This window comes from Microbacterium zouquanmingi, from assembly GCF_052266675.1.
GTDB lineage: Bacteria > Actinomycetota > Actinomycetes > Actinomycetales > Microbacteriaceae > Microbacterium.
This window is the reverse complement of the sequence record NZ_JBQPRA010000003.1, coordinates 625,299-637,073: the sequence shown is the minus strand read 5'-3', so window position 1 is coordinate 637,073 and position 11,775 is coordinate 625,299. Positions and strand designations below refer to the sequence as shown.

At 62.1% G+C, this 11,775-nt stretch carries 19 protein-coding genes and 1 pseudogene; 13 read left to right on the top strand and 7 right to left on the bottom strand.

The window, feature by feature from the left end:
* The first annotated feature begins 158 nt into the window (after window positions 1–158).
* From ACTU6V_RS10530 to ACTU6V_RS10500, 8 genes are all read left to right on the top strand, one after another.
* On the top strand, window positions 159–590 hold the full coding sequence (locus ACTU6V_RS10530) for a MepB family protein (RefSeq protein ID WP_443475561.1): 432 nt from the start codon (window positions 159–161) through the stop codon (window positions 588–590).
* A gap of 215 nt (window positions 591–805) precedes the next feature.
* The gene (locus ACTU6V_RS10525; RefSeq protein ID WP_443475560.1) at window positions 806–1,291 is read left to right on the top strand and encodes a hypothetical protein; all 486 of its coding nucleotides are present in this window, start codon (window positions 806–808) and stop codon (window positions 1,289–1,291) included.
* Window positions 1,218–1,466, top strand: coding sequence for an avidin-fold protein (locus ACTU6V_RS15140; protein WP_511198796.1), 249 nt, complete (start codon window positions 1,218–1,220; stop codon window positions 1,464–1,466). The genes ACTU6V_RS10525 and ACTU6V_RS15140 overlap by 74 nt, the downstream gene beginning before the upstream one ends.
* 228 nt (window positions 1,467–1,694) lie before the next feature.
* Window positions 1,695–1,976 (top strand): type II toxin-antitoxin system RelE/ParE family toxin, encoded by a 282-nt coding sequence (locus ACTU6V_RS10520; protein WP_443467214.1) that lies wholly within the window; start codon window positions 1,695–1,697, stop codon window positions 1,974–1,976.
* Complete coding sequence (locus ACTU6V_RS10515; RefSeq protein ID WP_443467213.1) at window positions 1,951–2,271, top strand: HigA family addiction module antitoxin; 321 nt, start codon at window positions 1,951–1,953, stop codon at window positions 2,269–2,271. The genes ACTU6V_RS10520 and ACTU6V_RS10515 overlap by 26 nt, the downstream gene beginning before the upstream one ends.
* Entirely contained in the window at window positions 2,268–3,092 is an 825-nt protein-coding gene (locus ACTU6V_RS10510) for an alpha/beta fold hydrolase (protein ID WP_443475559.1), read from the top strand. The genes ACTU6V_RS10515 and ACTU6V_RS10510 overlap by 4 nt, the downstream gene beginning before the upstream one ends.
* A 187-nt stretch (window positions 3,093–3,279) precedes the next feature.
* Window positions 3,280–3,528, top strand: a complete 249-nt coding sequence (locus ACTU6V_RS10505; protein ID WP_443475558.1) for a GNAT family N-acetyltransferase — start codon at window positions 3,280–3,282, stop codon at window positions 3,526–3,528.
* 197 nt (window positions 3,529–3,725) lie between these two features.
* The gene (locus ACTU6V_RS10500; protein WP_443475557.1) at window positions 3,726–4,118 is read left to right on the top strand and encodes a VOC family protein; all 393 of its coding nucleotides are present in this window, start codon (window positions 3,726–3,728) and stop codon (window positions 4,116–4,118) included.
* Between the two features lie 165 nt (window positions 4,119–4,283).
* Here the strand turns inward: ACTU6V_RS10500 and ACTU6V_RS10495 are convergent, their stop codons facing one another.
* Together ACTU6V_RS10495 and ACTU6V_RS10490 are read right to left on the bottom strand one after the other, a co-directional pair.
* On the bottom strand, window positions 4,284–4,886 hold the full coding sequence (locus tag ACTU6V_RS10495; RefSeq protein ID WP_443467210.1) for a GNAT family N-acetyltransferase: 603 nt from the start codon (window positions 4,884–4,886) through the stop codon (window positions 4,284–4,286).
* On the bottom strand, window positions 4,883–5,488 hold the full coding sequence (locus tag ACTU6V_RS10490) for a TetR/AcrR family transcriptional regulator (RefSeq protein WP_443467209.1): 606 nt from the start codon (window positions 5,486–5,488) through the stop codon (window positions 4,883–4,885). Before ACTU6V_RS10490 ends, ACTU6V_RS10495 begins: the two co-directional genes overlap by 4 nt.
* Window positions 5,489–5,592: 104 nt before the next feature.
* Between ACTU6V_RS10490 and ACTU6V_RS10485 the strand changes: the two genes are divergently transcribed.
* Entirely contained in the window at window positions 5,593–5,757 is a 165-nt protein-coding gene (locus ACTU6V_RS10485) for a hypothetical protein (protein WP_443475556.1), read from the top strand.
* 97 nt (window positions 5,758–5,854) lie between these two features.
* On the opposite strand, the gene ACTU6V_RS10480 is transcribed toward ACTU6V_RS10485, so the two are convergent.
* On the bottom strand, window positions 5,855–6,109 hold the full coding sequence (locus ACTU6V_RS10480) for a hypothetical protein (RefSeq protein WP_443475555.1): 255 nt from the start codon (window positions 6,107–6,109) through the stop codon (window positions 5,855–5,857).
* Between the two features lie 22 nt (window positions 6,110–6,131).
* Here ACTU6V_RS10480 and ACTU6V_RS10475 point away from each other — a divergent pair, with 22 nt between their 5' ends.
* The 3 genes and pseudogenes from ACTU6V_RS10475 (at window position 6,132) to ACTU6V_RS10465 (ending at window position 7,886) form a co-directional block, all read left to right on the top strand.
* Window positions 6,132–6,971, top strand: a complete 840-nt coding sequence (locus ACTU6V_RS10475; protein ID WP_443475554.1) for a PhzF family protein — start codon at window positions 6,132–6,134, stop codon at window positions 6,969–6,971.
* 135 nt (window positions 6,972–7,106) lie between these two features.
* A pseudogene (locus ACTU6V_RS10470) lies at window positions 7,107–7,244 on the top strand (helix-turn-helix transcriptional regulator); the annotation flags it as partial.
* Window positions 7,245–7,322: 78 nt separating this feature from the next.
* Window positions 7,323–7,886 carry a GNAT family N-acetyltransferase gene (locus ACTU6V_RS10465; RefSeq protein WP_443467206.1) on the top strand — a complete coding sequence of 188 codons (564 nt, stop codon included), beginning with the start codon at window positions 7,323–7,325 and terminating at the stop codon, window positions 7,884–7,886.
* A 40-nt stretch (window positions 7,887–7,926) separates the two neighbouring features.
* Here ACTU6V_RS10465 and ACTU6V_RS10460 read toward each other — a convergent pair whose 3' ends face one another.
* The 3 genes from ACTU6V_RS10460 to ACTU6V_RS10450 all read right to left on the bottom strand — a co-directional run bounded on the left by ACTU6V_RS10460 (window position 7,927) and on the right by ACTU6V_RS10450 (window position 9,777).
* A complete protein-coding gene (locus ACTU6V_RS10460) occupies window positions 7,927–8,484 on the bottom strand; it encodes a DUF6434 domain-containing protein (protein ID WP_443475553.1) in 558 nt (185 codons plus the stop codon).
* Between the two features lie 61 nt (window positions 8,485–8,545).
* On the bottom strand, window positions 8,546–9,535 hold the full coding sequence (locus ACTU6V_RS10455) for an SRPBCC family protein (protein WP_443475552.1): 990 nt from the start codon (window positions 9,533–9,535) through the stop codon (window positions 8,546–8,548).
* Window positions 9,532–9,777 carry a hypothetical protein gene (locus ACTU6V_RS10450; RefSeq protein WP_443475551.1) on the bottom strand — a complete coding sequence of 82 codons (246 nt, stop codon included), beginning with the start codon at window positions 9,775–9,777 and terminating at the stop codon, window positions 9,532–9,534. Before ACTU6V_RS10450 ends, ACTU6V_RS10455 begins: the two co-directional genes overlap by 4 nt.
* A gap of 103 nt (window positions 9,778–9,880) precedes the next feature.
* Here ACTU6V_RS10450 and ACTU6V_RS10445 point away from each other — a divergent pair, with 103 nt between their 5' ends.
* A complete protein-coding gene (locus tag ACTU6V_RS10445) occupies window positions 9,881–10,849 on the top strand; it encodes a zinc-binding dehydrogenase (RefSeq protein WP_443467202.1) in 969 nt (322 codons plus the stop codon).
* A gap of 57 nt (window positions 10,850–10,906) precedes the next feature.
* Here ACTU6V_RS10445 and ACTU6V_RS10440 read toward each other — a convergent pair whose 3' ends face one another.
* A complete protein-coding gene (locus ACTU6V_RS10440) occupies window positions 10,907–11,695 on the bottom strand; it encodes an NAD-dependent epimerase/dehydratase family protein (RefSeq protein ID WP_443475550.1) in 789 nt (262 codons plus the stop codon).
* Window positions 11,696–11,775: the final 80 nt, after the last annotated feature.

Genomic DNA, 11,775 nt, shown 5'->3' with positions numbered 1-11,775 from the left:
CCAAACAAGACGAGTCAACTAAACCGTCAGCAGTCCCAGTCGCGTTTCGCTTTAACCTTTAGCGTAAGCGCCGGATCCCACTGCGGGGTCCGGCGCTTACACGTTTCTTGGGTGGAGTGGCCCTGCGACCGGTCGAGCTGCAGTGATAGGTTCAACGGGTGAATTTCAGTGCATTTGACGCGTATGCTGCTACCGTCGGGATCACCGCATCGGTAACGCCCGAAGCGCAGAACAGTGATTACGAGTCCGGGCTTACGAGAATCGGCGAGGATTATTGGCATATCAGGACCGCGCGCACCACGCCGACCAAACCGGGTGCGTTTCTTGCGTTCTGGTCGCGCGATGAAAACGGCGTGACCGAACCTTTCTCGACTGATGGCGTTAACGCGGGTCTGCTGGTGTTCGTGGAGCAGCTTGGTCATCGCGGAGTATTTCGCTTCACCGCGTCGCACCTTACCCAACTTGGAATCACATCCGGCCCTGGGCCTGGAAAACGCGGCTTTCGTGTGTATCCCGACTGGTGTATTGATTTGAATGCTACCGCGGCAGTGACCCAACGCGCACAATCTGCAGCGTTTCAAGAGTTCTAAGTAATTTGGGTTTGGAGGTACGGCTGAGGGGAGCTAGCCTCGCCTCAACTAACGCGCGTCGTTCACCATTAGACCGACTCCGGGGTGCGACCGCTCTCTGTGCTCCAATAAAATGGAGTGGTCATTGTCTTCGCTTCAGCGGATAACTTCGCTCGAGCATTCTCAGACCCTGGAGAAAAATGCGTGCACGCCCTGTTCTTCCAACTCTCTGCGCAATGATCGCATTGACGCTCGTGGGGTGCACGAGCGCAGCCGAGCCGCCGCGTGAGACGGAAGCTCCGATCGCCTCGAATACGCCGACCGAGGAGCCCTCGACACCGGCCCCCGTAGCTCCGGACGAGGACATAATTGTTACCCCCGTCGAGAGCTACCTAGCCTGGCTTGCCGCGTCGCGGGAGCCGGACGCGGTTCTAGCGTGCTCGCTTATGACCGATGAGCTACAGAAACGCATGATTTCTGAGTTCGCGGGAACCCTCGGAACACAGTTCCCCGACTGCAAGACGATGATCACGGCAACCGCGGCCATGTACTCCGCGACAGGGGCAAGTGCCGACGTGAATGTGGAGGTCGTCTCGGAGACTGCATCGGAGGCGACGCTGTTCTCCACATACGTCGGAAGCGGCAAGTGTGGGACTATCCACCTCAAGTCAACTAACGACGGCTGGATGCTCACGGAACAAAGCGAGGGATGCGTTCGCTAGTCACTCCCGGTGGTATCTCGTGGGAACATGTGCGGAAGACAGGCTCTCATTCCGGGATGGTCACCTCGGTAAGGATGGCACGACGACGCCAGGTCGCTGCGAGAGTCGGATCCTTGTGCTCGATGATGGCCGAGTCCGATTCGAAGAGTCGTGGGCTTCGGAATCCCCTTCCTGAGAGCGGGACGAGCATTGTTGAGGAGCTGCGGCCCGAAGAAATCTCGGCCCAGCCGTGACGTTGGCGAGGTTTGCTATCTGTGGGCACTCTTGCGAGTGGCGGCACAGTACAACCTCAGCAGGCAAGAAGTGAGGGTTGTCATGTCAAAGGTTTGCTATCTGTGGCGACGTGGTTGAATTCCGATTTAACGTCTAGCGTTATTGACGGCCTCCGTTATACACTGGTCTCGTGATCAGATCGTTCGGTAGCAAGGACACCGAGCGCATCTGGCATGAGCAGTACGTCAAGCATGTTGACCGGACGGTGCAGCGGGCGACCTTGCGGAAGCTCGAGTTGATCCATGCGGCGAAGGATGTCGAGGATCTGAGGATCCCGCCCGGCAACCGCCTGGAGCAGCTCTCGGGTGACCGTCGTGGTCAGCACAGCATCCGGGTCAACGCGCAGTGGCGCATCTGCTTCGTCTGGAGAGAGGGAGGTGCGGACGATGTCGAACTCGTCGACTACCACTGAGGCTGATCTGATCGAGCCGATCCATCCGGGGGAGATCCTGATGGAGGACTTCATCGAGGGTTTCGGGATCACACAGAACAAGCTGGCTGTGTCCATCGGCGTGCCGCCGCGCCGGATCAACGAGATCGTGCACGGCAAGCGGGGTATCACGGCAGACACGGCTATCCGCCTGGCGCGGTACTTCGGGACATCTGAGGAGCTCTGGATGAACCTGCAGTCGAACTACGAACTGAGGCTCGAGCGTCGGGTGCTGCGTGACAAGGTCGCAGCGATCACACCGCTGAAGGTCGCATGATCTCGGGCGTGAACCTCGTGCGGCGAGGCAGCGGCGTCCCGCTCATTGCGGTGCACGGCAACGGAGTTGATCATCGGTTGCTGCTCGCGCTCGACGAGTGCTTCGTGGAGAGCGGGGACTGGGAGAGGATCTATCTCGATCTTCCCGGCTTCGGCGAAACGCCCCCGATCGATGGTGCTGGCGGACTTCCAGAGCTTGCGCGATGGCTCGTCGACGTGATCGGCGATCTTGTCGGAGAGCGCCCGTTCGCGCTCCTGGCGAATTCGATGGGCGGCCTTCTGGCGAGGCACGTGGTCTCGGTGCTCCCGCGGCAGGTCATCGGCCTCGCTCTGATCGCGCCCGCGGTGGAGCCTGATGCGTCGCTGCGCCGGCTGCCGACGTTCGAAGTGCTCGAGACCGATGCCGAGGTGATGGATTCGCTGACACCCTCCGATCGTGAAGAGTTCGCGGGCATGGCAGTACGTCAGGACGCTGAGTCCTGGAGGGCATTTCGCGATCATGCGCTCCCAGGTATTCGGGCCGCCGACGAGGCGGCGATGGTTCGCCTCTCGCAGCGCTACTTCCTCGAGGAGCGGCCTGAGGATGTGTTCGATCGGTTCGATGGGCCGACGGTGATCATCACCGGACGTCAGGATCACGTCGTGGGCTTCGAGGATCAGTTCGCCCTGCTCGCGCACTACCCGCGAGCGAGCTACGTCGTGATCGACGGGGCTGGGCACAATGTCCATCTCGAGCAGCCTGCGGTCTCCGAGGCCGCATTGCGGGACTGGGCGCGGGACGTGGTGCGGCGGCACTCAGGCTCCTTGACGCACGGTCATTGAGCGGCACGCATTGCCACAGCCGCAGACGTGTCGGTGAGAGGTTGGGATCTGCAGCGACGTGGTGGAGTTCCCCTTCGACGTCTGATGCTCAGGACTTCATGAAAGGCCCCGTCTGCTTCGGCAGGCGGGGTCGCATGACCACCGCTCGAAGCTCGGCCATCCAGGTGGCATCGGCGACTATGTCGCGGTGCGATCTGACGATGACGGGGTGTGGATCGAGCATTTCTACCTCGACCCCGCACAGCAGGGGCAGGGCACCGGCAGCTGGGCCCTCGCTCGGATTCTGAGCGCCGACACTGCGGGACAGCCGTTCAGGCTCAATGTGCTTCAGGGGAGTCCTGCCCGTCGTCTGTATGAACGTCACGGGTTCACCCTCGTGAGTCAGGACCCGATCGACGTCTACCTCATGAAGCCAGCACCTGGATCCAAGTGCTGAGACTCTTCTGGAGTCATTCCGACGAGCTCCATGCAGCCCGCGACAGACGTCGAGCGCGGCTCATGTCATCCTGCTTTCGGACGGCACGGTCGAGGTTTCTCGGTACCGGAACTCGGTGGAGTTCCGCTTCAACAACTAGCGCACGCGTTGAGCGGTAGGGCAGTCGGTATGTCGGACGCTCCGGCTACGGTCGGCGTATGGTGATTCATCTCGAAGGTATTACCGTTCTCGCCGATGATGTAGCGACTCTCGCCGATTTCTATGAGATCGCACTCGGCTGGGAAGTGGAGGTTCGCGAAGAAGCGTACGTCGCGTTCGGGGGACAGGGGGTCCGCGTCGCGATCTTCTCTCGTCCATTGATGAGCGGGAACACCGACGGGCATCCGGCATATGCCATGCGGTTCACCGGCCAGGCATTCGAACTGAACCTTCAGTGTGATAGCGCGGACGAGGTGGAGCGGCGCTACGATCAGCTGGTCGCTGCGGGGGCGACGCCAACGGGGCGACCGGCGTTGCGGGAGTGGGACCAGTTCACCGGCTTCTTCGCGGATCCGGAGGGAAACATTCACTCTCTGTTTGCGAATGTGTAGCGAGTGTCTACATTCCCGCGCAGGCTCAGTCGTCCGTCACACCGAACTCGTCGACCACACCGCTAACGCTGACGTAATCCGGTCGAGTTCCGCTTTTCGATCTAGAGCCCGGACTTGAGGAGAGCCCCGAAGCGCGCTTCCGGACCTGTCGAGTTCGTGCGCCCTTCAAGCATCAGCCTTCGCGCGGTTGAGGCCCATCGAGACATACGCGGAGAACCCAGCTCGCTTCGCGAACTTGATGCGTCGTCGCTGCGTCTCGGTGAATCCGAGCTTGGCGTACAGTCCGAGGGCGGGGGTGTTGGTGTCCTTGATATCACGTAGCACGAACTCGTCGGAGGGCAGCTCCAGGAGCCGACGCATCAGCGCAGTGGCTACGCCTTTGCCCTGATGCTGCGGCGCTGTCGTGACGAATGCAATCTCCGTCAGACCGTCGCGGGCACCGTCGTAAGCCCCCATGAATTGGCTTCGGATGATCCGATAGCTGATCATCCCGTGTATTGGACCGAGCACGCGCTGGAGCTCGTGCCGATCCGGCTTGAAGCACTCCTGCTCGCCTTCGGTGACGACCGCGACCGCGGCGGGCTCGCCGTCGACGAGCGCGATGTGGAAGCGCTCCAGGATGAGCATCGCGGCGAATGCGTCGGCGAGTACATCCGCGTTCTTGGAGAAGAAGGCGAAATCCTCGGCGAATCCTTGCGTGAGAACTTCCGCGATCTGGTGTCGGTACTCCTCCCCGAGTTCGTCTGCACGTGTGACTTCGATCTTCATCGGGGCCCTCCTGTGAATACTCGTAGGATCAGGTCGACATCGGGCTTCGCGGATTCCTCCCCCAGAGCAACGTGCAACGTTGTGATGCCGGTTAGCATGGCGAAGTAGTGAGTGGTTAGTCGGGCGGAGTCTCCCTCGGCGATCTGACCCTTAGCTTGGCCTCGCGCGATCAGCGAGGCGAAGGCCCGCCAGATCGTTCTCTGTGATGCGGCCAGCCGAGATGAGGTTCCCTCCGGGGTGTCCGTCGTGACGCCCTGATTTATCATCATGTAGAACTCGGCCGCGCCGTCGTTCGCTACGAGGTCCGCCACGTATACCTCGGTGAAGGATCGGATCATGGAGATCGGATCCCCTTCCGTCGAGAGCTGCGCGGCGACAGCCCCGAGCCCGCGCGAGGCCTGATCGATCAGTTCATCGAACAGCTCTTGCTTGCTCGCGTAGTGCCGGTAGATCGACCCGGTGCTGATCCCCGCCTCGATGGCGATCTGACGCATGTTCGTGGCCGCGAAACCACGGTGCGCGAACACCCGGACGGCAGCCGTCTCCACAGCGGAGCGCGTGGCTGAGCGCAACGCTTCGTTCTGCTCTGTCGTCCGCGGCACGATGACCCTTTCAATGAACTCGTGTTCATTTTATGCTTCGATCGCATGCGGCGCCACCCGGTGCTCGACTTGGGCTGGTACCCGAGGTGCCTGGTGGGCAGTGGATGGTAGCTCACAAGGATTCGCGATCCGCTTCGCTCGAGATCGCTTCGGTTGATGTCGACACATCCGCCATCGTCGATCTGCGGGAACCTGCGGTTCTCGACGAACTGGGCATCGAGATGGCTGATGCGATCGCACCGTGGCAAGGTTTCCGCGTCGGGCGGTGAGCCCACGTCCTGGGGTGCGAGGGAGAGGTCGGTCGCGGCTGGTGCACCGATAGCTTGTCTCGTAGGTGAGCATGACACTGTCAACGAAGATGTCTCGTCAGTTGACGGCTTGCATGACCTGCATCAGATGTCCGGCGAGCTCCTCAACCCACGCAATGAGCAGGCGACCGAGCCATGTCGCTGGCGTCTTGATTGGCTTCGCTCCGAGCTCGATGAGCCGCGCATAGCCAGCACGAACATCGTCAGTCCAGAGGATCAACGCGGCGCGTTGGCCGTGTCGTCGCTGTCGTCGCGGAGCAGCTGGGGGCCCGCCCTGGAGAAGTGGCCTGCCGTTGCCCATCCAGGATGCCACGGTGAAAAGCTATCCTCGGCATATGAGGCGATTTCGGCAGGTCGACGTGTTCGGCGAGGAATCCTGCACGGGAAACCCCGTCGCTGTCGTGCTCGATGCCGAGGGACTCGACGACGATGCCCTCAAGCGGTTCTCGGTCTGGTCGAACCTATCGGAGTGCACCTTCGTGCTGCCCCCGACAGAGCGAGGCGCGGACTACCGGGTGCGCATCTTCAGCCTGAACACAGAGCTTCCCTTCGCGGGGCACCCGACCCTGGGAACCGCTCGGGCATGGCTGGATGCGGGAGGCGTCCCTGCGACGCCAGGCGTCGTGATGCAGGAATGCGGTGCTGGGCTGGTCCCCGTGCGCGTCGAGGCGGACCGCCTCGCCTTCACAGCGCCCCCACGACTGCGCTCGGGTCCCGTCGACCCCGACCTGCTCGCCGTAGTGATCGAGATCCTCGGGGTCGAGCCCGAACGGGTGCTGGCCGCGGAATGGCTCGACAACGGCCCGGGCTGGGTGGGGCTTCTGCTCGATCACGCGAACACTGTCCTGAAGCTGCGTCCGGACGCGACAGCGCATCCGGGCCGATGGGACATCGGCGTCATCGGCGCTCAGGACCCGGGCTCGGAGACGGCGTTCGAACTGCGAGCATTCTTCACCGAGGGTGACAAGCCGCTGCTCGAGGATCCAGTGACAGGGAGTCTGAACGCCGCGGCCGCGGAATGGCTGATCGCGATACAACGCGCCAACGCGCCCTATATCGCCGCGCAGGGAACCGCGATGGGCCGAAGAGGTCGCATCCATGTCAGTGTCGAAGACCACACATTGTGGGTCGGCGGGCGAGCCGAGGTGGTCCTCTCAGGAACCGCCGTTCTGTGACGGTTCAGGAGTCAGAGGTTGGTCTGTACCGGAACGTGGTTGAGTTCTGCTTCAACGTCAGCGGTCGAGGCGCGGGCACTGGGTGCCGGTGGATGCGCTCTTCGTGGTAGTTATCGCTGATGGAGGTCCTTGCGCACTGCGTTGCGGCTTGCGAAGTACTTCGGAACTTCGGCGGAGTTCTGGATCAACCTGCAGAGCCACTACGAGCTCGACCGCGCTGAGGGCATCGCAGGGGAGCAGATCGCGTCGATCACACCGCGGAAAGTCGCGTGAGCGTGCCGAGCGTTGATGAGATCGCTGCGACCGACGATGAAGCTGCTGCGGGCTTTCACATCGTGCGAAACTGATCGCATGATTCTGCCGACCCCGACGTTGGAGACAGAACGACTGCGATTGCGTCCGTTCACGGATGCAGACGCGGACGACCTTTTTGCGTTGCAGAGCAATGCCGAGGTGTTGCGCTATTGGGACTCTGCGCCGTGGGTGGAGAGGGCATCTGTCACGCGCTTCATGGTCGGCTGTCACAAGATGGCTGAGGAAGGCAGTGGTGCGCGGATCGTCATTGAGCGCCTGTCTGACCACGTGTTCCTCGGCTGGTGCACCTTCAACAGTTGGAACTCTGACTTTCGAAGTGCGTCCCTGGGGTACTGCCTCACCGAAGCTGCCTGGGGCCACGGCTATGCGACAGAGGCAGCACACGCCCTGCTCGAGTGGGCCTTCGAAACGCTCGACCTCAACCGCGTGCAGTCCGAGACCGATACGCGCAACTCGGCATCAGCTCGTGTTCTCGAGAAGTTGGGCTTCATACGTGAGGGGACATTGCGCGAGGATTGCATCGTCAACGGTGACGTGTCCGATTCCTGGGTGTACGGCTTGTTACGGAACGACTGGGGCAATCTATCCGGGCTTCGTTGAGGTCTCTCGCGCACGCCGGCTTTCGCGAATCCGTTCGGGCTCACGCTCTTCCCCGCTGGTCTATCGGGTGCTCCCTGTACCTCTGCCAGGCGTGGAGAAGATCCTCGCGGGCACCCGTGGGGTTGGCCTCGTGCCAGGCACGGGTGAATCTGTTGTACTCGAACTGGGCGTCGATCGTCTTTGCGCCCTGCTCGCGCGTTGCCCAATAGTGGTCGAGCGCATCTTGCATGGTCTGCGTGCCGTCGGCACCAGCAAAGAAGGAGCGCATCTCGGCATCGAACCCGAAGGCCCCTCCCACATGCTCGACAAACCAGGCGCGTACGATCTGACTGCACCGTTGACCCTCAGGGATCACCGTTTCTGGTGTCAGCGGGCTGGTCAGTTGCGCACGGACAGCGCGGCTGGCCCGTTGCGACTCCGCGAAAGGAACGTCGTCTAGCTTCGCTGCGATCCGTTGGGTCAGAATCTCCTTGCCGCCGGTCGCCCGGATGCCGAGCCGTCTGGCGAAGTCGGCCAGCTCTTCCTTGAGCCAATACCAACGGAGTAGTTCACCGCCGGTCAGATTCGCTGTCAGTCCTGGGCGTTTCTCGTCGATCATGGCAATTCAGGTTACCTGGCACGTTTCGACAGTGTGGTGCATGGCCGCGCAGCCGCCGACGCTAGCGGAATGTTCGGCTGATCGCGCTCCCCGTCTGGAACAGGGCGATCCACACGAAGAGCTTCTGGATGGGACGCAGCAGCAATGCGATGAGTCCTCGCCAGCCGTGGCGTCGCGACCATGACTTGCGGATCTGGAGTTGGGTGCCACCTGTCGTGGTCACTAAGGCGAATTCAGTCAGAATCGGATTGCTCCGCGCGGCGTCGGGATATCCAAAGCTCCACGCGATGCTTCCCGGTTGATGTGCTGCGATGAGTTCAATGCTCCGGCGATGAAATTTGGGTCTTACCTTCACCGGCTTCCCGTCTGGGTAACTGGTGGGCGCGAAACCCTGCCAGACCGTACCTGGCGTCGCATCCCGGCTGGCGTGATCGATGACGCCGATGCCGGGTTCCCACTCGGGAATGCGTGCGGGGTCTGCGAGGAGCTCCCATACCGCCTCCATCGGCGCGCAGGCGAACGTCTCTATCGACACTGAGGTCCGACCCTTCACCTTTGCTGCAGCAGGCATAGCCGCCCCACCGGGGGAGGCGAACTGTTCGAGATGCTCGAGCAGAGCGTCGGGCGTGGTGCCCAGGTGGTCGAGGATGTCTGCGATCAAACCGCTGGGCTCCGCGACGAGTTCTCGGAGCACTGCGGCGGCGTCGCCGGCCTTGCCCTTGCCGCCAGATTTGGCGATGAGGTCAGAAGCACGCTTACTCCACTCGTACCCGTCCGTCTCGTGGAACACGATCCTTCCAGCCTCGGGAAACGAGGCGTCGATGCCGAGAGAAGCGAGCTGCATCTCGTGCTGCTTCTCGACAGCACGACGGGCGCTGTCAAGGTCGATACCTAAGCTGCGCAGTGCGCGGCCGGCAGATTGGTCATTGATGACCATGGCGAGGAACATATGCTCGATGTCCGCTTCGCGAAGCCCGAGCCTGGATGCTTCCTCCATGGCGGCAAGGGAGAGCGATTGACTCGTTTGAGCGGCGCGAACGAACTTGCTCATGCATTCCTCCTGAGGGTCGGGATCGTGGGGTCGATTCGTTTGGAGTGCTTCTTATGGGCGGCCTGTCGTGTCACCCCGAGCGCGTCGGCGATGTCCTGCCAATTCATGCCTGAACGCAAGGCGGCCTCGACTTGCCGAAGCTCCAAGGTGTCCGCGAGTATGCGCAACGATGCCACCGCCCGCAATCCCGCTCTCGGGTTGCTGGTATCTGTTGCCAATGCCGCGATCTGCGAAGACTCCATACCGTCAACCTATGTTGCTAAATGCAATCCTGTCAACCTGGGTTGCATACCGACCGGGGGTCAGCGGAATGTTCGGCTGGTCGCTCTATAAGGTGGGATCACGATGTTTTCTCTTGCGCAGGAGCGTGCCGGAGCTCCGCTTACGCTTGTCGATCTCCCTGTCCCTCAGGCGGGTCCCGGTCAAGTGCGGATCAAGGTTGAGGCGATCGGCCTGAATCCGGTAGATGCGGAACTTGCAGCGTCGGGAAACGCACAGTGGGTCTGGCCGCACGTGCCGATCTTGGATGCCGCAGGCGTCGTCGACGCGATCGGTGATGGTGTCACAGAGTGGCGCGTAGGTGATCGAGTTGCGGGTCACGGCGACCTTCGTGCTGACGGTGCGGCGGCACAGTTCGTCATATTCGGTGCGGAAGTTCTGGCACGGATCCCGGACGGTGTCACTTGTGTTCAGGCAGCAGCCGTCCCTTGCGCCGGCATGACTGCATATCAGGCCGTACACCGACGGCTCGATGTCCGTTCGGGGCAGAGCATCCTCATTACTGGAGCCACCGGTGGAGTCGGTGGATTCGCCGTGCAGCTTGCCGCCCGGGCCGGTGCGCACGTCATCGCACTTGCCTCGCACGGACATGAGGATGTCATGCGCCTCGGCGCCACCGTGGTCATCGACTACCGCGCCGCCGATGCAGCAGAACAGATCCTTGCCGCCAACGATGGCCGCGGTCTCGACGCTGTCGTGGACGCCGTCAACTCAGCAAGCGCCACGCGCCACCTCGCCATGCTGGGGTACACGGGTGGCATCGCCTGCATCGCAGGTGTGCCGGAGTTGCACGCGATTGCGTCCTTTGGCATCTCGCCATCGGTTCACGAAATCTCCCTCGGCGCCGCGTACAGCCACGGCGAGGATCGCCATCGCCGCGACCTCAGCATCATGCTGACCGACCTCCTTGACCGAGTGGCCGACGGTCGGCTTGTGGTGCCGATAGCAGAAGTCATCGGGCTCGATGAAATTGATGCAGCGCTGGTCGGAATGCGCGAGCGCCATACACGCGGCAAGATCGTGTCTGTCGTCTAGTGCGATTCAATATGCAGTCGTATTCCGTCAGTCGGTGAGTGTCCGGCGGCACGCCGTCTATCGATTCATGCGTGTCGTGGAGAAATCGGCAGCAGCGTACGGCCCCGCCTGCGGCCGAGCCGGTGGGTAAGGCTCTACAGCGAAGCTCGCCCGGTCCTGCGCGTCGTCCTCGGGGCGATAGCCAAGCTGCTTTCCCGCGTTCAATGACCACCAACGCTCGGTGTTCGCCGAGACGGCGTAGAACCCTGCTCCAGGCTGATCCGCAACCATGGCGGCGTCGAACGCGCGGAGTGCGTCGCCTGGGCTGAGCCACGTCCGCAGGTCACGTTGGGTATGGGGCAGCTCCTCATACGATCCGATTCGCACCGTCACAGTGAGGAGTTGGAACTTGTCTGCGTAGAGTCGGCAGAGAGCTTCTCCAGCGACCTTGGAGACGCCGTAGAACCCATCGGGTCTGACTGGCATGGAAGGGTCGACCATTGTGTCTGCGGGGTACATGCCGGTGACGCGGTTGCTGCTTGCAAAGACCACACGCCGGATTCCTGCTCGGCGTGCGGCTTCGAGTACGTGGTAGGTTCCGACAATATTGACCTCTGCGAGATCGTGAAAGTCCGCCTCATCGGAGATGCCTCCGAGGCGGACGATGCCGTCGCAGCCCTCGGCGCTGCGCGTCATGGCGTCGAGATCGCGGAGGTCGGCGGCCATGACCTCGTCGTCCTCCGCCACTGCGTGTGGCCTCGCCAGATCGACTGAGCGCAACGCAATGCCGTGGTCAGCAAGGTGACGACGAAGCGCGACACCGATGCGCCCCGCGGCACCCGTGATCAGCCATCTGCTTTGACGCATGGCGCGATCCTATCCACCACGTCTGAGGAACGTCCTCTGGATCGATATCGCGGCCTAGAAGCGCACCCAGACAACTGAGT